The sequence below is a fragment of the Streptomyces sp. ASQP_92 genome (assembly GCF_025399895.1).
Classification (GTDB): Bacteria; Actinomycetota; Actinomycetes; order Streptomycetales; family Streptomycetaceae; genus Streptomyces.
The window spans coordinates 1-23652 of sequence record NZ_JAODUA010000024.1 but is presented as its reverse complement, the minus strand read 5'-3'; the positions used below and the strand labels follow the sequence as shown (position 1 = coordinate 23652).

At 71.1% G+C, this 23652-nt stretch carries 27 protein-coding genes; 10 read left to right on the top strand and 17 right to left on the bottom strand.

Going from position 1 to position 23652, the window contains the following annotated elements; all coding sequences use genetic code 11:
• Positions 1–50: 50 nt before the first annotated feature.
• The gene (locus N4G70_RS32480) at positions 51–992 is read right to left on the bottom strand and encodes a Rieske 2Fe-2S domain-containing protein (protein WP_315904322.1); all 942 of its coding nucleotides are present in this window, start codon (positions 990–992) and stop codon (positions 51–53) included.
• A gap of 122 nt (positions 993–1114) precedes the next feature.
• Here N4G70_RS32480 and N4G70_RS32475 point away from each other — a divergent pair, with 122 nt between their 5' ends.
• Positions 1115–1711, top strand: coding sequence for a phosphoribosylanthranilate isomerase (locus N4G70_RS32475; RefSeq protein WP_261716374.1), 597 nt, complete (start codon positions 1115–1117; stop codon positions 1709–1711).
• Positions 1712–1734: 23 nt separating this feature from the next.
• On the opposite strand, the gene N4G70_RS32470 is transcribed toward N4G70_RS32475, so the two are convergent.
• The 4 genes from N4G70_RS32470 to N4G70_RS32455 form a co-directional block, all read right to left on the bottom strand.
• Positions 1735–2484, bottom strand: coding sequence for an endonuclease/exonuclease/phosphatase family protein (locus N4G70_RS32470; RefSeq protein WP_261716373.1), 750 nt, complete (start codon positions 2482–2484; stop codon positions 1735–1737).
• Between the two features lie 72 nt (positions 2485–2556).
• A complete protein-coding gene (locus N4G70_RS32465; protein ID WP_261716372.1) occupies positions 2557–3180 on the bottom strand; it encodes a ScbR family autoregulator-binding transcription factor in 624 nt (207 codons plus the stop codon).
• A gap of 174 nt (positions 3181–3354) precedes the next feature.
• Complete coding sequence (locus tag N4G70_RS32460; RefSeq protein WP_261716371.1) at positions 3355–6186, bottom strand: type 2 lanthipeptide synthetase LanM family protein; 2832 nt, start codon at positions 6184–6186, stop codon at positions 3355–3357.
• 138 nt (positions 6187–6324) lie between these two features.
• Positions 6325–6525: a DUF6229 family protein gene (locus N4G70_RS32455; protein WP_261716370.1), complete on the bottom strand. Its 201-nt coding sequence runs from the start codon at positions 6523–6525 to the stop codon at positions 6325–6327.
• A 264-nt stretch (positions 6526–6789) separates the two neighbouring features.
• On the opposite strand from N4G70_RS32455, the gene N4G70_RS32450 reads away from it, so the two are divergent.
• The gene (locus N4G70_RS32450; protein ID WP_261716369.1) at positions 6790–7182 is read left to right on the top strand and encodes a nuclear transport factor 2 family protein; all 393 of its coding nucleotides are present in this window, start codon (positions 6790–6792) and stop codon (positions 7180–7182) included.
• Positions 7183–7377: 195 nt separating this feature from the next.
• On the opposite strand, the gene N4G70_RS32445 is transcribed toward N4G70_RS32450, so the two are convergent.
• Both N4G70_RS32445 and N4G70_RS32440 read right to left on the bottom strand, forming a co-directional pair.
• Positions 7378–8103, bottom strand: a complete 726-nt coding sequence (locus tag N4G70_RS32445; protein WP_261716368.1) for a lytic transglycosylase domain-containing protein — start codon at positions 8101–8103, stop codon at positions 7378–7380.
• A 294-nt stretch (positions 8104–8397) separates the two neighbouring features.
• Complete coding sequence (locus N4G70_RS32440) at positions 8398–9000, bottom strand: DUF2867 domain-containing protein (protein WP_261716367.1); 603 nt, start codon at positions 8998–9000, stop codon at positions 8398–8400.
• 97 nt (positions 9001–9097) lie between these two features.
• On the opposite strand from N4G70_RS32440, the gene N4G70_RS32435 reads away from it, so the two are divergent.
• Positions 9098–9655 carry a TetR/AcrR family transcriptional regulator gene (locus N4G70_RS32435; RefSeq protein WP_261716366.1) on the top strand — a complete coding sequence of 186 codons (558 nt, stop codon included), beginning with the start codon at positions 9098–9100 and terminating at the stop codon, positions 9653–9655.
• Between the two features lie 39 nt (positions 9656–9694).
• Here N4G70_RS32435 and N4G70_RS32430 read toward each other — a convergent pair whose 3' ends face one another.
• Positions 9695–10261 carry an isochorismatase family protein gene (locus N4G70_RS32430; RefSeq protein ID WP_261716365.1) on the bottom strand — a complete coding sequence of 189 codons (567 nt, stop codon included), beginning with the start codon at positions 10259–10261 and terminating at the stop codon, positions 9695–9697.
• Between the two features lie 326 nt (positions 10262–10587).
• Here N4G70_RS32430 and N4G70_RS32425 point away from each other — a divergent pair, with 326 nt between their 5' ends.
• The 3 genes from N4G70_RS32425 (at position 10588) to N4G70_RS32415 (ending at position 12909) form a co-directional block, all read left to right on the top strand.
• The gene (locus N4G70_RS32425; protein ID WP_261716364.1) at positions 10588–10809 is read left to right on the top strand and encodes a hypothetical protein; all 222 of its coding nucleotides are present in this window, start codon (positions 10588–10590) and stop codon (positions 10807–10809) included.
• Between the two features lie 229 nt (positions 10810–11038).
• Entirely contained in the window at positions 11039–12151 is a 1113-nt protein-coding gene (locus N4G70_RS32420) for a hypothetical protein (RefSeq protein ID WP_261716363.1), read from the top strand.
• 251 nt (positions 12152–12402) lie between these two features.
• The gene (locus N4G70_RS32415; RefSeq protein ID WP_261716362.1) at positions 12403–12909 is read left to right on the top strand and encodes an SRPBCC family protein; all 507 of its coding nucleotides are present in this window, start codon (positions 12403–12405) and stop codon (positions 12907–12909) included.
• Positions 12910–13025: 116 nt separating this feature from the next.
• Here the strand turns inward: N4G70_RS32415 and N4G70_RS32410 are convergent, their stop codons facing one another.
• The 5 genes from N4G70_RS32410 to N4G70_RS32390 all read right to left on the bottom strand — a co-directional run bounded on the left by N4G70_RS32410 (position 13026) and on the right by N4G70_RS32390 (position 17193).
• Positions 13026–13448, bottom strand: coding sequence for a hypothetical protein (locus N4G70_RS32410; RefSeq protein ID WP_261716361.1), 423 nt, complete (start codon positions 13446–13448; stop codon positions 13026–13028).
• Between the two features lie 212 nt (positions 13449–13660).
• A complete protein-coding gene (locus N4G70_RS32405) occupies positions 13661–14791 on the bottom strand; it encodes an NAD(P)/FAD-dependent oxidoreductase (RefSeq protein ID WP_261716360.1) in 1131 nt (376 codons plus the stop codon).
• 299 nt (positions 14792–15090) lie between these two features.
• On the bottom strand, positions 15091–15546 hold the full coding sequence (locus N4G70_RS32400; protein WP_261716359.1) for a hypothetical protein: 456 nt from the start codon (positions 15544–15546) through the stop codon (positions 15091–15093).
• 93 nt (positions 15547–15639) lie between these two features.
• Complete coding sequence (locus N4G70_RS32395) at positions 15640–16122, bottom strand: hemerythrin domain-containing protein (protein WP_261716358.1); 483 nt, start codon at positions 16120–16122, stop codon at positions 15640–15642.
• Between the two features lie 138 nt (positions 16123–16260).
• A complete protein-coding gene (locus tag N4G70_RS32390) occupies positions 16261–17193 on the bottom strand; it encodes a LysR family transcriptional regulator (RefSeq protein ID WP_261716357.1) in 933 nt (310 codons plus the stop codon).
• A gap of 327 nt (positions 17194–17520) precedes the next feature.
• Here N4G70_RS32390 and N4G70_RS32385 point away from each other — a divergent pair, with 327 nt between their 5' ends.
• Together N4G70_RS32385 and N4G70_RS32380 are read left to right on the top strand one after the other, a co-directional pair.
• Positions 17521–18747 (top strand): MFS transporter, encoded by a 1227-nt coding sequence (locus N4G70_RS32385; RefSeq protein ID WP_261716356.1) that lies wholly within the window; start codon positions 17521–17523, stop codon positions 18745–18747.
• A gap of 211 nt (positions 18748–18958) precedes the next feature.
• On the top strand, positions 18959–19318 hold the full coding sequence (locus tag N4G70_RS32380) for a hypothetical protein (RefSeq protein ID WP_261716355.1): 360 nt from the start codon (positions 18959–18961) through the stop codon (positions 19316–19318).
• Positions 19319–19445: 127 nt separating this feature from the next.
• Here the strand turns inward: N4G70_RS32380 and N4G70_RS32375 are convergent, their stop codons facing one another.
• Genes N4G70_RS32375 through N4G70_RS32365 form a run of 3 tightly spaced genes read right to left on the bottom strand, consistent with a single transcriptional unit; the run spans position 19446 to position 21867 of the window.
• A complete protein-coding gene (locus N4G70_RS32375) occupies positions 19446–19781 on the bottom strand; it encodes an STAS domain-containing protein (RefSeq protein ID WP_261716354.1) in 336 nt (111 codons plus the stop codon).
• Positions 19778–21064 carry a PP2C family protein-serine/threonine phosphatase gene (locus tag N4G70_RS32370; protein WP_261716353.1) on the bottom strand — a complete coding sequence of 429 codons (1287 nt, stop codon included), beginning with the start codon at positions 21062–21064 and terminating at the stop codon, positions 19778–19780. Before N4G70_RS32370 ends, N4G70_RS32375 begins: the two co-directional genes overlap by 4 nt.
• Entirely contained in the window at positions 21064–21867 is an 804-nt protein-coding gene (locus tag N4G70_RS32365; RefSeq protein ID WP_261716352.1) for an alpha/beta fold hydrolase, read from the bottom strand. Before N4G70_RS32365 ends, N4G70_RS32370 begins: the two co-directional genes overlap by 1 nt.
• Before the next feature lie 78 nt (positions 21868–21945).
• On the opposite strand from N4G70_RS32365, the gene N4G70_RS32360 reads away from it, so the two are divergent.
• Positions 21946–22590, top strand: a complete 645-nt coding sequence (locus N4G70_RS32360; protein ID WP_261716351.1) for a carbonic anhydrase — start codon at positions 21946–21948, stop codon at positions 22588–22590.
• 103 nt (positions 22591–22693) lie between these two features.
• Here N4G70_RS32360 and N4G70_RS32355 read toward each other — a convergent pair whose 3' ends face one another.
• Positions 22694–22867, bottom strand: a complete 174-nt coding sequence (locus N4G70_RS32355; protein WP_261716350.1) for a CsbD family protein — start codon at positions 22865–22867, stop codon at positions 22694–22696.
• Between the two features lie 258 nt (positions 22868–23125).
• Between N4G70_RS32355 and N4G70_RS32350 the strand changes: the two genes are divergently transcribed.
• Positions 23126–23287: a DUF5670 family protein gene (locus N4G70_RS32350; protein WP_120720048.1), complete on the top strand. Its 162-nt coding sequence runs from the start codon at positions 23126–23128 to the stop codon at positions 23285–23287.
• The last annotated feature ends 365 nt before the right edge of the window (positions 23288–23652 follow it).

Here is a 23652-nt window from a genome sequence, read left to right as displayed (position 1 = left end):
GCGGCCCCGGAGCCCGGCGCACTGACCGGCCGAGTCCGGTTCTGAAGGGCTCAGACCGCGCCCGGAAGCCTGACTTCCAGAACGCCGTCCTCGGTCAGACGGGTGTCGAAGGTGGGCTGGGGCGCTGTCGCCGGGCCGCCCACGTTCTCGCCGTCGGCCAAGCGGAAGACACTTCCGTGCCAGGGACACTCGACGCACCCGTCGGCGACCTTGCCCTGCGACAGGGGCCCCGCCATGTGGCTGCACCGGTCGACCAGTACGTGGAAACCGCCGTCCGGCTCCCGCACCACGAGCAGCGGAACCTCGCCCAGCATCCGCCGGGCCCCCTGCCCCTCGACGAAGTCCGCCGCGCTGCCCACCGCGTGCCAGCCCGGCTCCACCAGGTGGTCGACCGGCTCCGTCTTGTTGGCCCCCACTCCCTGGCGGTAGGCGAGATGGCCCCCGATCATGCCGCCCACGCCGGCGACGGTCAGGCCGGCGAACCCGAGCACGCGGCCGAGCACCGGCCTGCTGCGGCCCCGTACGGCCCACGATGCGGCGTACAGACCGATGGCCACCCCGTTCGACGCCGCGTGCACCACTCCGGTACGCAGTTGTCGCTCGGGCTGCTCCGCCCAGTCCACCCATCCCGCCCACGCGGCCGGCACCGCCGAGACGACGCCCAGGCCCACCAGGAGCCGGGCGTGGCGCCCACCGCCGGGCAGCAGGTCGAGCACCGCCGCGGAGGTCCAGGAGCCGATCGGCACCTGCACCAGCACGGGGTGCAGCGGGTGTCCGATCGGGCGGCCCTGGAGAACGGCACGGTAGGGCCCCAGCGGCAGGGCGCGGACGGCCTTCTGGAGGGGACCGGTGATCTTGTCCAGGGGTGTGAGCCCGCCGAGCGCGTCCAGCGCCTTGAGCATGGTCCGGGCCGCGGCATCACACCCTTCCCCCACACCTCGTCCCGGGGAGCCCGCCCCGGCCGGCACCGACTTCGCTGAGAGGAATCGCATGGGATCCGGTTAACCCTTCCGGCCCGACCCCAAACGGCCAACCCGCCGCTTCAACCCGGCCGGCGGGGAGCCGCTTCGCGCATCGGGGCCGGGCGCCGGCCAACCTTTGATTGACTCGGGGCATGAGCGATCTCTTCATCAAGATCTGCGGTCTGCGGACCGCGCGGGACGTCGACACCTGCGTCGAGGCCGGAGCGGACGCGATCGGCTTCGTCTTCGCCACCAGCGCACGGACGGTGGACGCCGCCACGGCGCGGCAGCTCGCGGAACGGGTGCCGGACCACGTCCTCACCGTCGGCGTCTTTCGCGGCCAGCCGCTGTCCGAGGTGCGCGGGCTCACGGAGGAGAGCGGTATCGACGCGGTGCAACTGCACGGTGACGAGGGCCCGGAGTACTACGAGGCGCTGCGGGCCCCCGGCCGTACGCTGATCCGCGCTACCGCCCAACTTCCCGCTCAGCTGGACGAGTTGGGCGAGGACCTGTTGCTCCTGGACGCGCCCGATCCCGGCTCGGGCAAGCCGTGGAACTGGGCCTCCCCCACCTTCGACGCCCCGACCGGCCGCTGGCTCCTGGCGGGCGGCCTGCACCCCGGCAACGTCCGGCACGCGATCGAGACCACCGGAGCCTGGGGAGTGGACGTCTCCAGCGGCGTGGAGAGCGAACGGGGCGTCAAATCGGGCGACTTGATCCGCACCTTCATCGCGACGGCCCGCCGTTAGCTTCACCGGGCCACGCCATTCGACTACGAGGGACGCGGCACCGGCGCGAGGTCGCAGACCACGCCGAAGTGGTCGGAGGGCCACAGCGGACGACGGCCGGCGCGGGCCGCCTTGGTGAACGCCAACTTCGCACTGCGTGCCTGGAGTTGGCCGTCGGTGAGGACGAAGTCGATGCGCCGCGCCGGTTCACGGGCCTTGCGCGCGAAGTCGTTGTCGGGCGTGAACGTGCGGCCGGGGCCCTCGCCACCATCCGCCCACGCGTCCCGCATGCGGCCGGTCAGCCACCGGATCTCCTCGGTGTCCGGGGCCGCGTTCAGATCGGCGAGGACCAGCACCTCGCGTCCGGCCTGCCGGGCCGCCAGCTCCGCGAGGAACCGGACCTGCTGCTGCCTGATCCGCGTGTGCTCCCACTCCCAGGTCAGATGGGTGACCAGCACGGTCATCGAGCCCACCTCCGCGCACAGCACGGACCGGGGCTCGACACCCGGAGTGGGCAGCGGGAGCACCTCGTACCGCTCGACAGGCACCCGGGTGAGCAGCGCGTTTCCCTGGCTGCCCCACCCTCGCGACGAGGCCCGGGCGTAGGTCACGTGGTAGCCCAGATCGTCGGCGATCCGCTCCGCCTGGCACCTCGAACCCGATCGCCACACCTCTTGCAGCCCGACGACATCGGGGACGAGCCGGACGAGTTCGGCCCTGAGCAAGGGCAGCCGACGACGCCAGGCCGAGCCCCGGCCCCAGATGTTGAGCGTGACAGCGCGCACCGTGTCCACCTCCCCACCGTACCCACCGGTCCCACGCTCCGGCCCCCGCGGAACGCACACCGTTCCATGTGGTGACCGGTGTCACCGGCGGCTCGGCAGCCGGGCTCCTTCCGGTGCCGGGGTGTGTCCGGGCGCGGACTTGCGGGAGGGCAGGGTCAGTTGCCACAGACCGGCCAGGGCGTGGCAGGAGAGAGGGCGGTGGGCCTTGCGGCTGAGGAGTTCCATGCCGAGGGTGGCGGCGAAGTAGGCGTCCGCGAGGTCGGTGACGTCGAGGTCCGCGTCCAGCAGGTCCTCGCGCGCCGCCTCCTCCAGTAGGCGGCCCACACAGGCCCGCCATTCGTCCTGCAACCGCCCTGGCGAGCCCGGTTCGGTCCGGCTGTTGAGGTGGAATCCGGCCCTGGACACGACGTCCGTACGTATCTGTACGGCCAGGGCGTTGGAGATCGCGGTGAGCTTCTGGAGGGCGTCCATGCCCGGGCGTCCGGCCTGTCGGGCCGCCCAGTGCAGGCTCGCCCGCCCCGCCGACTCGACCTCTTCGAAGAGGTGCGCCTTGGACGCGAAGTGGAAGTGCAGCGCCCCCACGCTCGTTCCGGCGACGGCACTGATCTCCCGTAAGGACGCCTGGGCGTAGCCCCGTTCCTCGAAGACCCGTGCCGCGGCACGCATCAGTGTGTGGCGGGTCTGGACGGCACGCTCCTGCTTCACGTACGACTCCCTCGGCTCTGTCACACCGCGGGTGCGAGCGCGCTCGGGCACGCCCTCACCCTTCCCTCCCGGACAGCGTTCTTGGGCCCGTTCGTGTCACACCGCCGGACGGGCTCCGCCTCACCTGGAGGGTTGCCGAAGATTTTCCGGCGCGGCGCGCGGCGCCGGGAGGCGTCAGTCCAGGAGGAGGGGGTTGGGGAGGGCGGCGGCCGGATGCATGCGCAGCAGGGTGTGGAGGACTCCGGCGAGGCCGGACATGAGGCTCGGGGAGAACGCCTCCCGGGCCAACCCGCCGACGGGGCCGCGCTGTTCGAGGCCGGTGAGGATCTCGCCGTCCAGTCGGGCGGGGTCGCCGTGTCCCATGGACGTCAGGAACTCCCAGAGCCCCAGGTCGCCGTGGCACAGAGTGTGGCTCCAGCCGAATCCTTCCGCGGCGCAGGCGCGGGCCGCGCGCCAGGCCATGTCGAGGTGCGCGGGGTCGCCGGTGCGGCGGTGAAGGTCCAGCATGCCGATGCCGACGCCGGCACTTCCGTGGCACCAGCTCGTGAAGAAGTCCTCCTCCGCGCCGACGCGGACATCGAGCCAGTTGCCGTCCCCGGGGCGGTAGAGCGACTCCTGGTAGGCGAAGGCCCGCGCGGCGAGACGGCTCCAGTCGAGGCGTTCCGCCTCGGTGCCCGCGTCCGTGAGGGCGAGCCGGGCCAGCGCCCAGCCGATGCCCGTGGCGCCGTGCGCGAAGCCTCCGATGCCCTCGGGGTTGAGACGGGTGGGCCACCGGGCGCCCGCCGCGTCGACCACGGCAAGCCCGGCCAGCCGGTGCCCGATGTGTGCCGCCGCGCCCAGCCAGTCGGCCTGCCCGGTCGCGGCGGCCAGGTTGAGCAGCGGGACGATCGCTCCGGCCGCGCCGTTGAGGAGGTCCACCTCGATGTCGTCGTCGATCAGGGGGCCTTCGGTGAGCAGCGAGGCCCGCTCCGCGGCCCGTTCGAGCAGCCAGTCCTCGCCGAGGACGCGGTGCAGTGCCAGCCACGTCCACACCTGTGAGGCGGCGCCGCTGAACGCGCCGGCCGACGGTGTCGGCGTCTTGTCCTCGGTGGCGAGCAGCACACTGAGCGCGCCCTCGAACGTCTCGGGTACGCCCGGCACTTCGTCGGCCCGGCCCGCCCGCACCTCGCTCGCGTACTCGGCCAGCGTGAGCGCCACTCCACCCTGCCCGGTGTAGAGGTCGGCGGGCAGCACCCTGATCGACCAGCCGGCGGGCGTGAAGACGGGGCTGATCCAGGTGACCGTGCCGTCGTCCCCGCGCACCGCTCCGTCGCACAGCCGCCGCACCATCTGGGCGGCGAGGGCGCGGCGCCGGCCCTCCCGGTCGCGGGCGTGCGGGTCGCGCGCGGCCGCCTGCACCCGCGCGGGCAGCGAGCGCTCGTTCAGATACGCGCCGACCAGCGCGTCCTGGATCACCGACTCCTCGAAGGCGAGGTCGGCGGTGCACCAGTCCTCCACGGTGTCGCGCACGGCTGACGCGTCCACGGTGAAGCCGAACATCGGCACATCGCCGAGCAGCAGGTCGGCGATCTCGGCGTCGATGGCCACGCGGTCGGTCGGCGCACCCGGCAGGACGTCGGCGTTGCGGCGCAGGATGTCACGGGCCCGCTCGACCGCCGCCGCCTCGTCGTGCAGCGAGGCCGGGTGCCACAGCATCCGGCCGATGTCGACATACGCCTGGGTCGGCCGCAGGATCCGCCGGGCCCGGACGCCCTCGAAGCGGCGCAGCAGTCGGTACGGGTCGGCTCCGGGGCGCCGCAGGTGCCCGGTCATCTCACGGAACCCGGCCAGCACCCGGTCCCAGTACGTGCTCAGGACGGGTGTCGCGGCGGGGTGGTTGCCGGCGACGGGCATGGCCACCAGATCCACTTCGAAGCGGGCCGCGCCGGTGCCGCCGTCGGCGATCACGGGATGCGGGATCAGCGGCTGCTGACCGGGCAGCGCGCCGATCCCGGAGATGTCCACGCCCCCGAGGGCGAAGCCGGTGCCGCGCACGGGCAGCAGTCCGGTGCGCAGCACGGTGCGGCGGATGGCCGTGGCCGCCACGTCCACCGCGTCGCCCCGGCCGCTGGGCGGGAAGGGCGCGGGGGCGTCGAAGAGCGTCTCGGCGTCCACGATCACCGGCACGGGTCCTGCGGCGATCATGTTCTCGGCATGCATGTCCGTGCCGCCGGTGAACCGCAGCACGGCCAGCCAGTGCCCGATGTTGCGGTAGAAGGCGCCGAGTTCACTCTCGTCGGCGCAGTAGCGGTGCCCGATGAACTCGGCCCAGCCGTAGCCGTCACGGGCCAGCGTCCTGGGCACCCGTATGCGCCGGTCCGGCGCCGGAGCGTCGGGGAGGTCGGCGAACAGGTCGTCCAGGAGCGCGCCCAGCGCCACATCGGCCTCCGACGGTCTGGGCTTGTACATCACGGTCCCACCGGCGAAGTCGGCCCGGCTGACGGTGAGTCCGCCCCGGTGGGAGTCGCCGGCTCCGAACGCGACGGCCCTCAACTCCCCCGCGGGGGCGCCGAGGAGCGGACGCAGCAACTCCCGGTCTGCGCCCAGGCGTTCCGCGAAAGCGGCCACGGCCGCCACCGAGAGCCGCGCCACGGACGCCACGCGGGAGCTCAACGTCGGGTACCGGTCGGCCAGTTGGTCGAGGTAGCCCTCCTCGTCGGCCCGCTCGATGAACGCGTCCCATGTCGCCGTGTCGCCCCCGGCGCCGGACTCCTGCCGCATGCCCCCACCGGCCAGGCGCAGCGCGTGGAGCTCGATCAGGAACAGACGGGACAGCTTCGCGTGCAGCGACCGGAGCAGTGCCTGGTGACCGGCCTCCAGGAGTACGTCCCGTTCGGGCCGGCCCAGCGATCCCACCGCGTCGAGGCGCCGGGCCAGTTCGTCCCGCCAGGGGCGGGCGATGGTGCGTACGGGCCGGGCGAAGTGTTCGGCCTCTTGCGGTGTTCCGGGCTGTGTTCCGCTCGCCATCAACCGTCCCCGTTCCATCGCGGGTTCGCGCCCTCGCGGGGCGCGCTGAAGGAGCCCGCGAAGCGGGCGGCCGGTCACGCAACGGGCCCTTCGCGGCACGTCGTTCCACGAAGGGCCCTCAGGTTGACTGCGAAACGATCAGCAGCACCAGCTCCCGTGCGACCCGCTCGGGCTGGAACAGAAGCCGTAGAGGGAGTCGCTCGGGTCGGTGAGCGCCGCCTCGGCGGCGGTCCCGCCCACATAGAGCGGACCGGCCGGGTTGAGTTGGCCGTACGCGCTTTCGGCGCCTGACAGCCAGGCGTTGAGCACCGTGCTTGCGGAAACACCGGTCTGCGACATCAGCGGCCTCCGAACAGAGGGATCGGGCGGACAGCCCAGGCCTGAGTATGGCGATTCCTGAACACCCGTCAGACGGGCATTCCAGCCAAATTCATTGTCAGCCGATGTCCGCCCACCGGACGCGTGAATGGATGCGGTCCCCTTCCGCACGCCCAAATAGCGTGCGCATCACACGCACCCGGTGCTACCGTGAAGGCGAAGCGTGCGCAACGCACGCATCACCTCGCTTCTCCCCGTCCCATCGACACCGCCAAAGGACTCACCGTGACGCGCACCGGCATCGAAGCCGCCCTCAACGACCTGCTCTTCAACCGCGACATCACCCTCGACGAGGCGGCCGACCGTCACTTCACCCCGGACTACCGCCAGCGCACGGACGGCGCGTGGGCCGACCGCGGCGCCTTCCTCGACCACATCGCCCACCTCCGCGGCATCGTCGCCCACGGCCATGTGGACGTGCACGAGGAGCTGTACGACGGCGACAAGTACGCCGACCGGCACACCTGCCACGTCACCAAGGCCGACGGCACCACCGTCGCCATGGAGGTCTACGTCTTCGCCGACCTCGCCGCGGACGGCCGTTTTCGCCGCATCGAGGAGACCACCCTCATGCTCCAGGGCACCGACGCCGACCGCGACCTCGGCAGCGCCCGCTGACCACCCGGCTCCCCCGTGCCCGGACCAGGGCATCGCACACCACACATCTCGCGGCGGATGCCCCGACAGCCGACACAACGAGCGGTTCGCCACCGCCGACCGGGTGGTCGACGAGGCTCAACCCGCCCTGGAATCAGGCCACTTGATCAGCGCCCGGGACGGCTTCCTGCGGGCGCTCGACAACACACTCGCCCGTCAGTAGGAATGATGCGTCATCCAGAACGACCAGGCGCCGCAGGGACTTCCATAGCGGGAACTCATGTAGTTGAGGCCCCACTTGATCTGCGTCGCCGGGTTGGTCTGCCAGTCGGACCCCGCCGAGCTCATCTTGGAACCGGGCAGCGCCTGGACCAGGCCGTAGGCGGCGCCGTTGGAGGCCGTGTAGTTCCAGCTCGACTCTTTGTTCACGATGTTGCTGAAGCACTGGAACTGGTCGGCGGGGATGATCTGGCGCGCGATCGCCTGGACGTCGGAGACCGAGTACGAGCTCTGCACCTGGAAGGTGCTTCGGCTCGACGCGCGGCTGGCGGACTGGGTCTCCAGGTCGCGCGCCTTGGCCTCCTTGTCTGCCTTGTCCTTGTCCGCCTTGTCCTTGTCGGCCTTGCCCTTGACGGCGGCGTCCTTCTTGGCCCTCGCGTCCTGGGCGGCCTTGAGGCGCGCCGCCTCCTCGGCCGACTTCTTCGCCGAGGCGCTGGCCTGCGCCGCCTGGGCGTCCGCCTGCTGCGCCAGGGAGGCGGTCTGCACCTGGGCCTGCTGGCCGGCGGGTATGTCGGCGAGCAGCGTCGTATCGGAGGCCGTCGCCTCGACGTTGTCGTTCGAAGCGACCGCAGGACCGCCCGCGGCGACGCCGACGACGGCGCCCACGGTGGTGACCGCGGTGGCGGACGCCACCGCGAATCCCCGTGCCGATATCCGACTCACACGCTTTCCTTCCAGCGGCACCCGCACGGCTGACCTCACGGACGCGATCGTTCGCCCTGCCCCGCCCCGGCCCGTCGGACAACTCCCTTGCGGGAGGCGTCGCTTGAGGCACGGGTGGTACACGACTCAGTTACGGAGTTGAGAGCGTACCTCGGTACGGGAGTTGCGGGAGTGTCGCATGCGCGGCCTTATGGATGCCTGACTCTGCTCGAAGCCGACACCCCACGGCAATTCTTCACGGTGTGTCAAACGTCACACGCGTCGGGCCCCGGATGCCTCTGCCCCCCGGCAACGTCAGCTCGCTGTCCGCTCCGGACGGCTCGCCTGCCATTGGCGACCGATGGTGCGCATGAGCGCCGGATAGACGACGAGATACCGGAAGGGCTTGATCGCGGCCATGTAGAGAGCGCCGAACCGGCCGTTCGGCCTCACGAGGACCGCCATCCGGCCGTGGTGGCCGCCGGCGCCGTCCGGCACCCAGCCGATGTGCATCACCGCGTGGACCGTCCTGTTGGCCATCTCGGCCGCCCATTCGTCCTCCCGCTGATAGAGCGAGCTGAACTTGGACGTGCCGAGGTCGGGGCCCCGGGGCCCCGCGAGCAGATCGGCGGGGAGGCGATCACGCAGGGAGGGGATCCGGGAGCCGATACCGGCGTCGGCCTTGTCCCAGCCGAGCAGGGCCCCGAGCTTCCAGCGGACGGCGAAGAGCAGCCGGGACACCGGGGTGTCGCCGTCCACCCCGCCCCTGATCCCCTCGGCCACCTGGCCCACCAGCCACTTCAGGTCGTCGGGCCCGCCGGGCGTGGGCAGCGCCCACACGTCCTCGACCGTGAAGTCCCCGGTGAACTCGTGGATCCGCCAGGGCAGTTCGGTGTGCGCGGTCCGGAGCAGTCTCATGAGCAGTCCCCCACATCTATACGGCAGCGTATGGATCGAGCGTAGTCCCATCTATACGCCCCCGTATACTCGCTGGGGACGTGAGGAGACGTACGACATGGGCACGAGGCGCACGCCACGCGACAAATGGATCGAGGAAGGCCTGCGCGCACTGGTCGCGGGCGGCCCCGACGCCGTCCGCATCGAGGCGCTCGCGCAGTCGCTCGGGGTCAGCAAGGGAGGCTTCTACGGCTACTTCCGCAACCGGGGAGCCCTGCTCACCGAGATGCTCGACACCTGGGAGTACGAGGTCGCCGAGAGCGTGATCGAACAGGTCGAGCGGGAGGGGGGAGACGCGAGGGCCAGGCTGACGAGGCTGTTCGACGTGGTCCGCGCCGTCGAGGGCCCCGCACGTGGCGCCGCCGCGGACATCGCGATCCGCGACTGGGCCCGGCGCGACCCGGATGTGTCCGAGCGCCTGCGCCGCGTGGACAACCGCCGCATGGACTATCTGCGTTCCCTCTTCTCCTCCTTCTGCCCCGACGAGGACGAGGTCGAGGTCCGCTGCCTGCTGGCCGTCTCGGTGCGGATCGGCGACCACTTCAACGCGGCCGACAACGGCCCCCGCAGCCGCGCGGACGTCATGGAACTGATCAGGCGAAGGCTCCTGGAGTAGGTCGCCCCGAGCGTGACCTCCGCCTGCTCACGGCCCGCCTCAGGCGCGGGAGTTGGCGGCGAAGTCGATGTCGGCGGTGTCGACCGTCCCCGCCGTCCGGCCGGGAGCCGTGTGGTGGCGCCAGTACAGGTTGGTGTGGGCGATGACCTTGTCCGGTGACGGCGCACCGAAGCGCGACAAGTCCTCCGTGGTGTGGGCATCGCCGACGAGCGTCGCGTCGTAGCCGCGGGCGATCGCACCGTGGAGCGTCGAGCGGATGCACACGTCGCTCTGCGCACCGGCGACGAAGAGCCGCCCGATGCCGCGCGCGGCGAGCACCGCCTCGAGCTCGGTGTCCTCGAAGGAGTCGCCGTACTCCTTCTGCACCAGCGGCTCGGAGTCGCGCCGCACGAGCTCGGGTACGTACTGCCAGCTCTCCGCCCCGCTGACCAGCTCCTCGTCGTTGTGCTGCACCCAGACGACCTCGACACCGGCGTCCCGGGCCTTGTCGACGAGAGTGGCGACGGCGGTGACGACACGGTCGCGGTCGTACGCCGCCGCCAGGACACCGTTCTGCATGTCGACGACGAGCAGGGCGACGTTCGGTCGCCCGACGAGCGTGGTCATGATGCTTCCCCCAAGTCCTGTCTCCGCCAATCCACCCCCGCGCACCCCGCTGGCGCACCGGCGAGGCGGTGGCCGGATCACCGGACGATACCGGCACTGCGCACGCGACAGCACGGCGGTACGCACGCCACGGGAACAGTCACGCTCGCGCCGCTCTCGCGCACGGAGCGAATCATGCTCCGCGGGATCCGCGACGCGCCCGACCGCTCGGTCTCGGTCATGCCGGCCGGCATGGCGACCTCTACGGACCGTCCGCCCGCCCCGCGCCGCCTCCGGCCGCGAAATTCGGTTCCGGAGCGCCGCCCCGCATGCCTACCATCCCCGCCATGCCAAGACCCTTCGGTTTCACCTACGCCCGCCGCCCCGACGGCACCGTGACGATCACGCATCAAGGGCGCGCCGCGGGGACGTTGCGTGGTGAGCGCGCCGCGAAGTTCCTGGGGGAGGTCGAGTCGGGCGACGCCCAACTGGTGATGGCGCGCTGGACCGGCGCCTACAAGCACGGCAATGAGCGCGCCGCGCGTCAGCATCCGCGCAATCGACGCTGAAGCCACGAACCGCGGACACGGCACCGACTACCGCACGCCGCGCCCCGGGAGCGCCGACCGCACCTGGTCCGGCGGCGTCGCGGCGGCAAGCGGAACAGGCGATATCCCTTGTGATGGTTGGGCCGGGCGGAGAGTAGTGGGACGACACCCGGGTACATCGAGGCGACCGATGGACCATGCCACGGGCAGGCGCCCGAGGAGGGCCCCGCCCGTTCCCGAAGGGACACCGATGCGCAGACGAACTCCCCGCTTACGCCTGCTGTTGACGCTCACGACCCTGCTCGGCCTGTCGCTCGGCGCGGCGCCCGCGACGCAGGCCGCCGCGAACGAGGGCGCCGCTCCCGCGACCCCGGCCGCATCGACGGACAGGGGCACCGCCCTGCCGATCGCGTACCACTGCGATCTCGCGGTGGACCCGCTGCACAAGCGGGTGTTCATATCCGACTACACCACGGGCAGCGTCCTGGTCGCCGACTACCAAGGGCGCCTGATCCGCACGATCACGGACCTGCCCGGGGTGTGCGACCTGGAGTTGTCCGCCGACTCCCGCACGCTCTACGCACCGCTGGCCCTCGGCGACGCCATCAGCGTCATCGACACCGGCACCACACGGCAGCGCGCCCGCTACGCCACCGGCGCCGGCACCGCGCCGCTGCACGCGGCGCTGAGCGGGAGCACCCTGTACTTCGGCTATGGAGAGCAGTGGGAGGCGAGCATCGGCTCGCTCACCCTCGGCGGCCCCACCCCCAAGGTGCGGCTGGGGCTCGTCCCCCAGGGCACCTTCAGCGGCTCCCCGCTCCTCGCGACCTCCGCCGCAGCGCCCGGAACGCTCGTCGCCGGAGATCAGAACACCTCGCCGAGCACCCTCGCGGTGTACGACGTCTCCGGTTCGAGTCCCGTGCCGCGGACGGTGCGCGACCCGGGTAGCAGCTCCAACTTCCTTGATCTGAGCATCACTCCGGACGGCAGGACGCTGCTCACCGCATCCGGCTCGCCCTACCACCACCCCTCGTTCCGGCTGCCGGACCTGACCGAGGACCACACGTATCCGAGCACCTCGTACCCCGACGCCGTCGCCGTCTCCTCGCGGGGCGATGTCGCGGCCGGGGTGGACAGCATCGAACCCGATCCCGACATATACCTGTACCGGACCGGGGCCGACGCTCCCTACCGCACGCTGTCCCTCGCCCCCGCCACCGGTTACGGCGCCGGCAAGCTGCGACCCCGTGGCCTCGCATGGTCGCCGGACGGCACCCGTCTGTTCGCCATCAGCGGGCACAACGACGAGACCACTCTGCGCCTGGTGGTCGTGGCCTCGGCGCATCAGCCGTCGGGGAGTTGATGTGCTCGCGGGCTCCGTCTCCGCCGACGTGAGTGCGGGGCTCGGCGGGGCCCGCGCAGGCCGTCGTCGCGCACGGGGTCCCGCGTTGTCCAAAAGGTCGTACTGTTGACAGCAGAAGGGCCTTGCCGTCTCCCCCGTCGGCAGGGCCCTTCGTCATGGGCGGCCGAAGGGCCCGGGGCAACGCCGGACCCGCGACGTGCCAGGATCAGTACCGGCCAGTAGCTTCGTGGGTCCGATGAGAGGGAACGGTCATGGCGCGGATCGTCACAGTGAGCCACAGCATCGTCGTCAGCGTGTCGCCCGAGGTCGCCTACCGGGCGGTGAGCTGCCCGGCCGACATGGGCCGCTGGAGCCCGGAGAACCTGGGCACCACAGGGGTGGCGGCGCGGGGTCCGGCCGAGCTCGGGTCGGAGTTCGTCGGGCGCAACAAGCGGGGGATGTTCCGTTGGGTGACCAGGTGCACGGTCACCGCGGCCGATCCGGGGCGCCGGTTCGCGTTCCGCGTCCATGCCATCGGACTCAGCCGGCCTCGGCTGCGCGGCCCGATCGCCACCTGGGAGTACCGCTTCGAACCCGTCGAGGACGGCACGCGGATCACCGAGACCTGGATCGACGACCGAAAGGCCTGGCCCGACTCCGTGGCCAACGTCTTCGACCGCATCGCCACCTCGGGCAGCACCTTCGCGGCCTTCCAGTCCCGCAATATCAACGCGACTCTGCGGAACCTCAAGCGGGAGCTGGAAGGCGGTACGGGCTGAGCACGCTCAGGTCGTCGTCCGGTGTCCGAGCGCGGCACCGAGTCGTGCGGCTCCGAGCGGGCGTCCCCCGGCCGGCCCGCATGTGGGCCCCGTGGTGGCCGGGCCGCCAGGACTCGTCATCCCGCGGCCATGTCCGGGCCGGGCAGCAGTGTCTCGTCCAAGTGGTAGCCGAGCGCCTGCAAACCGCGGGCGATGGCGACGGCCTTGCGGTGCAGTTCGGCGCGCTCCGGAGACTGGCTGGTCTTCTCGGCCGGGCCCGCCTCGGGGTCGGGCGGAGGCGGAGTGGCGTCCTGCACGGCGTCCCACGCCTCGCGCGCGACGCGCTCCGCCACCGCGTCGTCCACCAGGCCGTCCACCCGGCCGCCGCCCTGCGAAGGCCGCCCACCCACGCCCGCGTCCGCGCCGTGCTCAGCGAGGGGGTCCGCCGCGCCTGCCTGGTGCGTACCAGCCGATGTTCGGCGCAGGTAGGCGTCGATCGCGAGGCGCGCCTCGCGGACGTCGGCCGACTCGTCTCCGCTGCGTTCCGTCTCTGCCGTCATGCAACGCAACGTAACGCCGCCCCGCCCGAGGCCCCCCGCGCCACGCGCAGGGACCTCCCATTCCAGGATCTGAACCATGGGAGACCTGGAGGAACAGGGCGAGTTGGTGGGTGGGCCAGGGCATGTCGCACCCCGGGCGGCGGCTGCCTCGGCCTCCCCACCGCGGGGAGAAGCACTGTCCGTGTGAGGTCTCCCGCGTGGCGGCGGACGCCCTACACCGACTCCTTGCGTGCCGTGATCGATGCGAGGAGATCGGGTCCGCCGTCGCCGTCGGGCCCCTGGGCACCGGGACCCTCGAAGGCGGCGGCCTCCGCGCTGCGGGGAAACATGGCTTGCTCGTACGCGGTGAGCGCGGCCTCGATGTCGCCGGGGTGCGAGGCGAGCGCGAGGCCGAGGTCGGCTCCGTCGAGCATGGCGAGGTTGGCGCCTTCGCCGTTCGGGGCCGACAGGTGGGCGGCGTCGCCGATCAGGGTCACTCCGGGCACCCTGTCCCAGCGGTGTTCGGTCGGCAGGGCGTACAGGGGGCGCAGGATCGGTGCGGTGTCGGCCTCGGTGATCAGTGCGGTGAGTTCCGGCGCCCAGCCGTCGAATTCCCGCGCGACGCGAGCGAGGGCGGCGGTGGAATCGGTGAAGTCGATCGCGTCGAACCATTCCCGCGGCTCGTACAGCCCCAGGTAGGCGTGGAGCGTGTCGCCCTTCTCCCGGTGGGCGAAAAGCTCCCTGTCCGGCCTGAGCGCGACCATCGAGCCGCCGCCGACCGTTTTCGCGGCGCGCGGGTGCCGGGTGTCGGCGTCGAACAGGTAGGTTTCCACGACCGATTTGCCGATGTACTCGGGTGTGGCGGCGGAGAGCAGGGGCCTGACCCGGGACCAGGCGCCGTCCGCGCCCACCAGGAGGCTCGTGACGACGGTGCCGCCATCGGCGAACGTCACCTGGTGACGTCCGTCGCCGAGGGTACGTGTGCCGCTGACCTTGCGCCCCCACTGGACGGTGTCGGCGGGCAGCGAGTCGAGGAGGATCTGGCGCAGCTCGCCACGCTGCACCTCGGGACGGCCGCCCGTGCCGTCGTCGGCCATCTCGTGCAGGACGGTTCCGTCCGGGTCGAGGACCCGCATCGCCTGGCGGCCCTCCAGGATGAGACCGCGGAATTCGTCGGTCAACTCGGCTGCTTCGAGGGCGAGTTGGCCGTTGTAGTCGTGAATGTCGAGCATCCCGCCCTGGGAGCGGGCCGTCGGCGAGGGTTCCGCCTCGTAGACGGTCGCCGGTATCCCGTGGACGTGCAGGACGCGGGCCAGCGTGAGGCCGCCGAGGCCGGCGCCGATGATCGTGACGGGGGTGGTCATGCGGGTTTCCTTTTCATCGGGCACCCCTGGACGGGCGTCCGGCGCGTCACGCCGGGCGGCCGGTTCCAGTGATCCGGGACGATTGCGAGCTGGCGGCCGGCGCCTTGTTTTCCGGCGCCGACAACTCCAATCTCCCGGCGGTCACCGACAGACCACCGACAAAAGGCCGCCCGTTGCCGACAATCGCCTGACAACAGGGCGGCCCGATTGGATCACGCTTCAGGACCGCTGGGCCGACCACAGAAACGCGGGTGTACGAGCGCCGGCCAACCGACGACCCTTCCCGAAGACGGGACTGTTCAGCCCGGGTAACCCGAGGCCCGGGGCGGGGTGGGCCGTGCGCGGCGGTACCCGTAGGTCGGCCGGTGGCCCGAGGCCGGGCCGATCACGAAGGGGTGGCTGGTGGCGAGGAGCCGGCTGCCACGGGAGATCTGGATCCAGTACGTGCCGCGGGGAACATGGGGCACGGTGACGGTCGCGCAGCCGCGATTTGGGTCGACCTCGGCCGCCAACCGCGAGACGGCGCCGCGCCATTGGTCGGCGGTGACCAGCTTCAGGCTCACCGGGCGCCGGTCCCGCCCCGGCAGGTGGAGACGCCAGAGGATCTGCCGTCGGGTGCCACAGGCCCACGCATCGGAGCCGCCCGGCGCGTAGATGTCCAGGGACTGCGGTTCGGGCCGCCACTCGGGCACGTCACTCGTGACGCTGGTGGCCAACTCCCAGGCCCTGTCCAGCTCATGACGGGTGGGTGCCATGCTGCTCCCTCCTCCTGGCGGGCGAGTGCGCACCCGGCCAGACCGATGTGGGGCGTCCTTGTGCTCGGGTCGGGACGCCGACGAAAGGGTGCCTCAGGCGGCCACCGCGTCCCAGATCTGCTGCCGACTGGGGCGGTGCGGGCGCAGCGGGGCCCGCTCGGCCAGCACGGACATCCAGGCGCCGATCTCCCGCAGCTCCCTCCGGCCCACCGCGGTCCGCACCTGCGGGAACCAGGCGTTGTCCTCCAGGTCCATGTGCCGCTCCACGATGTCCATGAGGAGACGGGCCTTCGCGTCATAGGCCACGTCCTCGGGACGCATTTCGTGCAGCTCGGCCGCCAGCACTTCGGCGATGTGGTGTTCCTCCCGCAGAGTCAGGATGGTCGACTCGGTTTCGGGCGCCAGGACGGAAACCCGCGGGTACATGCCTTCGCATTCGATGTACGTGTACACGGCCAGCGCACGCAGGAGCTGATCCACCGCACCGGGGTCCCCTCCTGCGCGGTAGGAGCGGATCAGCCGCCTGATCTCCTTGTGGCCTTCCCGCAGCATCACGATCGCGTCGCTGGTGGGCATGGGCAGCTCCCCGGGGGCTCAGGACTCACTTCCGTAACAGGCCGATACCCGGCAAACCAGACGGCCACACGTAAGGGCGGCTGCGGCTACCCTCCGACCCCGCCCGGGCACGGACGGTTGTCCGGGGTCCGGGCCCGTTCAGGACTCCTCGGAGGACCGGGGTTCACTCAACGTAGCGGGGCGTACACGGGTGGCGGCGTCGAGCGCGGCGCGGTTGAAGTCGTACACATGGGGCGTGGCCCGGGAGGTGAGCCAGACGGGAGCCCATTCGAGCCGTGGGGCGTCGTCGAAGGGAATGTAGGCGACGTCGGAGCGGACGTAGTAGTGCGTGACCTGGGCGCCCACGATGAACGCCCCCTGGCCGGCGCCGATGAGTGCCAGTGCCTCTTGGAAGGTCTCGAACTCCGGGCCCGTTTGGACGGGATGGCCCGACGGGGTGCGCAGAGGTGTGCGCGCCGTACGCCAGTGGCTGGGGACCGTCTTGGCCTGGAGGAGTTTGACCTTGGTGAGGTCTTCCAGGGAGACCGACTCCCGCCCCGCCAGCGGGTGTTGGGAGGAGACGGCCAGCATGCGGTGCTCGGAGTAGAGCACAGGCCCCACGACCGTGCCCGGTTCTTCGTGGGGCAGGGACACGATGAGCAGGTCGACGTCCCCGTCGCGCAGCCTGGGGTAACTGTCGGCGATCTGCAGTTCCCTGGGCTGGGCCCGATAGCCGGGGTGGCGCTCGGCGTAGAGCTGAGCCGCGTGCACCATGAGCTGCCCGGAGGCCGCTCCCACGAACCCGACCCGCAGCACGCCCCGGATGCCCTGCGCCGCGTCGACCGCCCTTTGCAGTCCGGCCCTGAGCTGTTCGTAGGAGGGCCGGAGGTCCTCGTGCAGGTGCCGTCCCGCCGGGGTCAGGCGGACGTAGCGGCTCGTGCGCTCGAACAGGGGCGTCCCGATGTGGCGTTCCAGCTTCTTGATGCTCTGGCTGATCCGGCCGGTGGTCAGGTGCAGGCGTTCCGCGGTCCGGCCGAAGTGGAGTTCCTCGGCCAGTGTCAGGAACGCCTCCAGCTCCAGCCGTTCGAGCACCGCTTCCCCCTTGGTTGAGCCCGGTTAAACGATCGCTGCACTATCTCATCTTGTTGACGCCAGTGGCGCGTTGCAGTCTTGGCATGCGCCGGTGCTCCGTCGGATCGCCCCTCGGAGCACCGCCGTTTCACCCCCGGCGGGGGGGTGACTCGGCGTCCGCGCCCTCGTCGTGACCAAGCACCGGCCGGCTGCCGGGCGCTCCGCTGTACGTCCTGGCGAAGGACGACGGCCGGTGGCGTATCGCCGTCGCCCAGACCACCAGTCCCGTCGAGCCCGAACCCCGTACCGCCCTCACCGCGAGTTGAGTTCCTCCAGATCGGAATCACCATGTCCCTCCTCGATTCGAGAAAAGCCGTCGCGGAACCCGTGGCCGAACGGGTGCCGCTCAGACGCTGGTTGGCCGTCGTCACGATGGCGGTCGGCACCTTCGCCCTGGTCACCGTCGAATCGCTGCCCGTCGGGCTGCTCCCGCTCATCGGCGGCTCGCTCCATGTCTCCGAGGGGACGGCCGGTCTGATGGTGACGGTCCCGGGCCTGGTCGCCTCCGCCACGGCGCCGCTGCTGCCGGTGGCGATCCGGCGCCTGGACCGCAGGGCCGTCCTGGTCGGGCTCATCGTCCTGATGGTGGCGGCCAACGCGCTGTCCTCCCTGGCCCCCACCTTCGCCGTACTGCTCGGCTCGCGGTTCCTGATCGGGGTCAGCATCGGCGGGTTCTGGGCCCTCGCGGCGGGGCTCGCCGTCCGGCTGGTCCCCGAGCGCTTCATCCCCCGCGCCATCTCCATCGTCTTCGCGGGTGCGACCGCCGCCAACGTGCTGGGCGTCCCGGCCGGAACGCTGATCGGCGGACTCACGAGCTGGCGGGTGGCGTTCGTCGCGGTGGCGGGCCTCGGCCTCCTCGTCCTGATCGCCCTGCTCGTCCTGATGCCGCCCATGCCGGCCCAGCAGGCGGTCCAACTGCGCGCCTTGCCAAGGGAGTTGCGCAACCCGGTCGTCCGGGCCGGTGTGCTCACCACCTTCCTCCTGGTCAGCGGTCACTTCGCCGCGTTCACCTTCATCAGCCCTCTCCTTCAGACGGTCTCCGGCATCGACGAGACCACGGTGGGCCCGCTCCTCCTCGCGTTCGGGGCCGCCGGTGTCCTCGGCAATTTCCTCGCCGGCGCCGCCGCGGAACGCGACATCCGCGCCACCATCGTGTCCATCAGCGTCCTGCTCACGGCCGTCCTCGCGCTGTTCCCCCTCATCGGCCGCACGCCGGTCACCGGGGTCGTGCTGCTCATCGGATGGGGGCTGGCCTTCGGCGGTGTGCCGGTCGGCGTGCAGACCTGGATCCTCAAGGCGGCACCCGAGTCGACCGAGGCCGCCACCGCGCTCAACACCTCGGTGTTCAACCTCGCCATCGCGCTCGGCGCCCTCTTCGGCGGCATCGTCGCCGACCACATGGCACTCACCGGTGTCCTGACGACCGGGGCCGTTCTCGCCGTCCTCACCTCCCTGGCGCTGTGGAGCGCCCGCGGAGCGCGGCCGCGCCACGCCGGGGACCTCCTCCCCCGGTGAGCAGGCCCCCCTCGGCACCGGGCATTCACGCCCGCGCCCGTCCGGTTACCGCGTCCAGCTCCCTGAGGGGCCGGACGCGGTGAGACCTGCGACCGCCGCCCTCGCGGAAGTCGCCCGGTGGTCCGATCTGGCCGGCCTGCGCTGACGGCCGCTCCCCTCTCGGCACCACCGCTGAGGCCGAGCGGACGGCTGGTGATTAGAATCCTCTGTCATGTCGAAGCCTGACGAACTGCTTGTTGACGTCGCTGCCCTGGTGGAGTCCGGGCACAGCAATCAGATGTCTCTGACCGTGGTCGCCGGTGGTGCTGTCATCACGGGACGGCTGGCCCCCGAAAAGGCCTGGCGCCAGCGTGTGTCGGAGGTCCTCACGGACTCGGACCACCTGAGCGCCTTCTCCGCCGCGTTCACCACCGCCCCGCGTGAGGAGGGGCCGCCCAAGTATCTGCACTTCCATGTGGCCCGGATCTTGCAGGGCTCGGTGGGAATCCCGGAGACGGGCGGGATGTACCGCGTGGCGATCAAGGACGTCAGCGCCTGGACGATGGGCGACTTCAGCTACTCCGACCACTGACCCTGGGTCGGTCACGACACTTCCGATACGCGACGAGGGCCCGACCGGAGGACATCCATCCGGTCGGGCCCTCGTGGCTGGGCGCGCCGCCAACTCGCCGTGTCCGTACGGCAGTTGATGGCGCGGCTCAGGAGTAGGAGGCCTCGCTGTCCGGGAAGACGGGGAGGATCTGGTCCAGGCCGACGATGCGCAGGATGCGCAGCGTGTTGGGCGGTACGGAGGCGAGCGCCACGTCCGCCTCGGCGGCGCGGGCGTGGTTGTGGGCGACGATCAGCGCGCTGAGGCCGCTGGAGTCGCAGAACGCCATGCCGCCCAGGTCCAGCACGAGACGCTGGCCGGGCCGGAGGGCGGTCGAGAGGATCAGTTCCCGCAGTTCGCCGGCGCTCGCGTAATCGAGCTCGCCGAAGATCTCCAGAACGGGACCGGTCGCGGCGTCTCGGGCGGTGATCTTCAGTGGGCTCATGGGGCGATTCTCGTCTCGGGGGTGAAGGTGGGGACGCTGAGAGCGAGCAGGGCGGTGTCGTCGTCCAGGCCGTCGCCGAAGCCGGTCAGCAGGCCGGTCAGCGCCTGGATCAAGGAGGCTGCCGGCTTGCCGGCGTGGCCCGCGGCGAAGGAGAGGAGGGCCTCGTCTCCGTACAGGTTGGTGCGGTCCTCGCCGGTGCGGGCTTCGGTGATGCCGTCGGTGTAGAGCAGCAGGGTGTCGCCCGGCGAGAGGACGCTCCGGGCGGCGGTGAAGGGCGCCGAGGGCAGGATCCCGACGAGGAGGCCGCCCGGGGTGGGCACGAAGTCGGCGCTGCCGTCGGCACGCGTGATGATGGCCGGGGGGTGGCCGCCCGAGGCGAGGTGCACGGCCACCCGGCCGGTCGCCGGGTCGGGGTCGAGGGTGCCGAAGACGGCGGTGCAGTAGCGCGGGTCCCCGCCGCTGGCGTAGCGCTCGTGCAGCACCTTGTTGAGGGTGGTGAGGGCCGATACGGGGTCGGGGTCGTGCAGGGCCGCGGCCCGCAGCGTGTAGCGGGTCAGCGAGGTGACGGCAGCGGCCTGGGGGCCCTTGCCGCACACATCGCCCAGGAAGAACGCGAAGCGGCCGCCGTCGATGGGGAAGACGTCGTAGAAGTCGCCGCCGAGGCGCTCGGGATGGGCCGTGTGGTAGTAGGCGGCCGTCTCGACACCGGTCACCGGCGGCAGGGTGTCGGGGAGCAGCGACTGCTGGAGTACGGCCAGTGCGTCCTGGAGCCTGGCGCGGTCTGCTTCCGCCCGCTTGCGCGCCTCCTCGGCGGCCCTTCGGCCGCGCAGGAGTTCCTCTTCGTAGGCGCGCCGGTCCCGGGCGTCGAAGACGGTGGTGCGGACCAGGAGGGGCTCGCCGGTGGTGCCGTACTTGATCACGGAGGAGATCAGCACCGGCATCCGGCCGCCGTCGGCCCGCTTCATCTCCAGGGCGATGCCGTTGATCTCGCCCTGCATGCGCAGCAGCGGCATGAAGTGCGTCTCGTGGTAGAGCTTGCCGCCCACGGTCAGCAGATCGGTGAACCGCATACGGCCCACCACCGCCTCGCGCTCCAGGCCGAGCCAGTCGAGGAGGGTGGCGTTCGTCTTCGCGACGGTTCCGTCCATCAACGTGGACAGATACCCGCACGGCGCGTGTTCGTACAGTTCCTCGGCGCTGTCTTCCAGCAGCGCCGCGAAGGTCGCGTTGGAGACCTTCTCGTCGTCCCCGTGGGGGTCGGGTTGCTGCCCCGTGCGCGACATCACCGTGAGTTCCTGAGAAAGCCCAGGATGGCTTCGTTGGTGGCTTCGGGCGCGGACAGGTGCGGGCAGTGGCCGGTGGTGTCGAGCGTGACCAGCGTCGAGCCGGGGATCGCCTGGTGGACGAAGGCGCCGACCTCCCGGGGAGCGATGACGTCCTGGGTGCAGTCCAGCACCAGCGTCGGCACGCGCACGCTCTTGAGGTCCTGCCGCGAATCCGACAGGAACGTGGTCCGGGCGAAGACGCGCGCCATGTCGGGGTCGGTGGCACAGAAGCTGTTCGTCAGCTCCTCCCCCAGCTCCGGCCGGTCCGGGTGCCCCATGATCACCGGGCCCATGGCCGCCGACCAGCCCAGGTAGTTCGACTCCAGCGACTCCAGCAGTTCGTCGATGTCCTCGGCGCTGAACCCGCCCCGGTACCCCTCGTCGTCGATGTAGCGCGGAGAGGGCGCCACCATCACCAGCGCCCCGATGCGCTCCGGCGCCATGTCGGCGGCCAGCACACCCACCATCGCGCTGACGGAGTGCCCCACGAACACCGCGTCCCGCAGATCGAGCGCCTCGCACACCTCCACCGCGTCCCGGGCGTAGCCGGTCAGCGAGGCATAGCGGTCCTCGGAGAAGGCGGCCGCGTCCGCCCGGCCCGCACCGACGTAGTCGAAGAGGACCACCCGGTAGTCCTCGGCCAGGGCGGGCACCACGAGGCGCCACATGTTCTGGTCGCAGCCGAAGCCGTGCGCCAGCACCACCGTGCGCCCCTGCGGGTTTCCGGTGACGGTGACGTTGTTCCTGCGTGCGATATCCATACTCGGCAGTCTCTCAGGGCACGCTCCCACCTCCACCCCGGCCCCCTGCCCCGGGAGCCGCCGCATAGGCTGGTTCCCATGGTCGACACTTCAAATCCGACACCTCGCGAAGCCTTCGACATGCTGCTGGACGGCAACCAACGGTTCGTCGCCGGTTCCCCGGAACACCCGAACCAGGACGCCGCCCGCCGCGCGGAGGTCGTCCTCGCCCAGAAACCGTTCGCCGTGCTCTTCGGGTGCTCCGACTCCCGCCTCGCGGCCGAGATCATCTTCGACCGCGGTCTGGGCGACCTGTTCGTGGTGCGCACCGCGGGACACGTCGCGGGCCCGGAGGTGCTCGGCAGCATCGAGTACGGGATAGGCGTGCTCGGAGCCCCCTTGGTGGTGGTTCTCGGGCATGAGGGATGCGGAGCGGTGGCGGCGGCCCGTTCCTCCGTGGAGGACGGCACATCGGGTTCCGGCTACGTACGGGACGTGATCGAGCGGGTGACCCCCAGCGTGCTGGCCGCCCGTGCGGCCGGGCGCACCGAGGACGCGGACTTCATCGCCGAGCAGGTACGGCACACCGTGGACCTGCTCCTTGAACGCTCCCGCGTCCTGGCCGAGGCCGTCGAGGCCGGGCGGCTCGCGGTGGTGGGCCTGTCGTACCGGCTGGCCGACGGCACGGCCCGCCTGATCACCGCACGGGGTCTCGACGAGGCTCCGGCCGGCTCGGCCGGCTGAGCGCGGGGCCCCTCCTCGTCACGGGGAGATCCGGCGCCGACCAAGGCAGAAGGGGCTCGACCGGTGTTCCGGTCGAGCCCCTTCGCATGTCCCGAGGACGGGTTCAGTGCTTGAAGACGTCCTTGATCTTCTCCTTGGCCTCGCGAGCGTCGCCCTTGGTCTTCTCGGCGCCACCCTCGGCCTCAAGGCGCTCATTGCCGACCGCCCGGCCGACCGTCTCCTTGGTCTTGCCCTTGGCCTGGTCGATCTTCGACTGCGTCTTCTCGTCACCCGACACAACAATCACTCCTCGAAATCGATGTCCCACCGTGGACATCAATCCGCCTCACCCCGATTTCCCGACCCAAACCCCTCGAAGTGAAATCCGGCCACGCGAGGCCAGTCCTTTCATGCCGCACGAGGGACCCCCACGCCTCCACGAGGGAGTCACGGATGAGGGAGTTACAGATGCCCGGGACGGGGCACAGGGGTCGTGCTGATTCGAATGTATGACGGGTGCCTTTCGGGGCACACGGCGGACTGGAGGTTGACAGCCATGGTTCCCCTGCTTCTCGTTCTGCTGCTCGCCCTGATCCTCTTCGGCGCGGGCTTCGCCCTCAAGGCCCTGTGGTGGATCGCCGTCGTGGTCCTGGTGCTGTGGCTCATCGGTTTCGTCGCCCGCCCGCGCGGGGGCAGCGCCCGTTGGTATCGCTGGTAGAACCGCACCCCAATTGCGCTGCGGGGCCGGACCTATGGGGTTCGGCCCCGTTGCCATGTCGCATTCCGTACGCCTTGTCGCGCGTATCACCGTCCACATTCGCGCGTGGCCGCTCGATTTCGTCGTCGCCCGTGCAGCCCGGCGCCATCCGCGCTCGCACATAGGGCTTCGGCGTGAAAATTCGGCGTCACCGCGAAGGCGCCCACGAGGCCAAATCCGGAACCGGGCGGGTAGCGCGGATAAAGCCACCCTGCCCCCGATTCCGTCGTAACCCCGTGCCGAGTCCGAAAGGCTCCCGCCGCGAGTCCTATACGGCTCCGTGCGCAGCTCGGCCGAGGGCGGCAGCCTCGGCGTCGTCCGAGGTG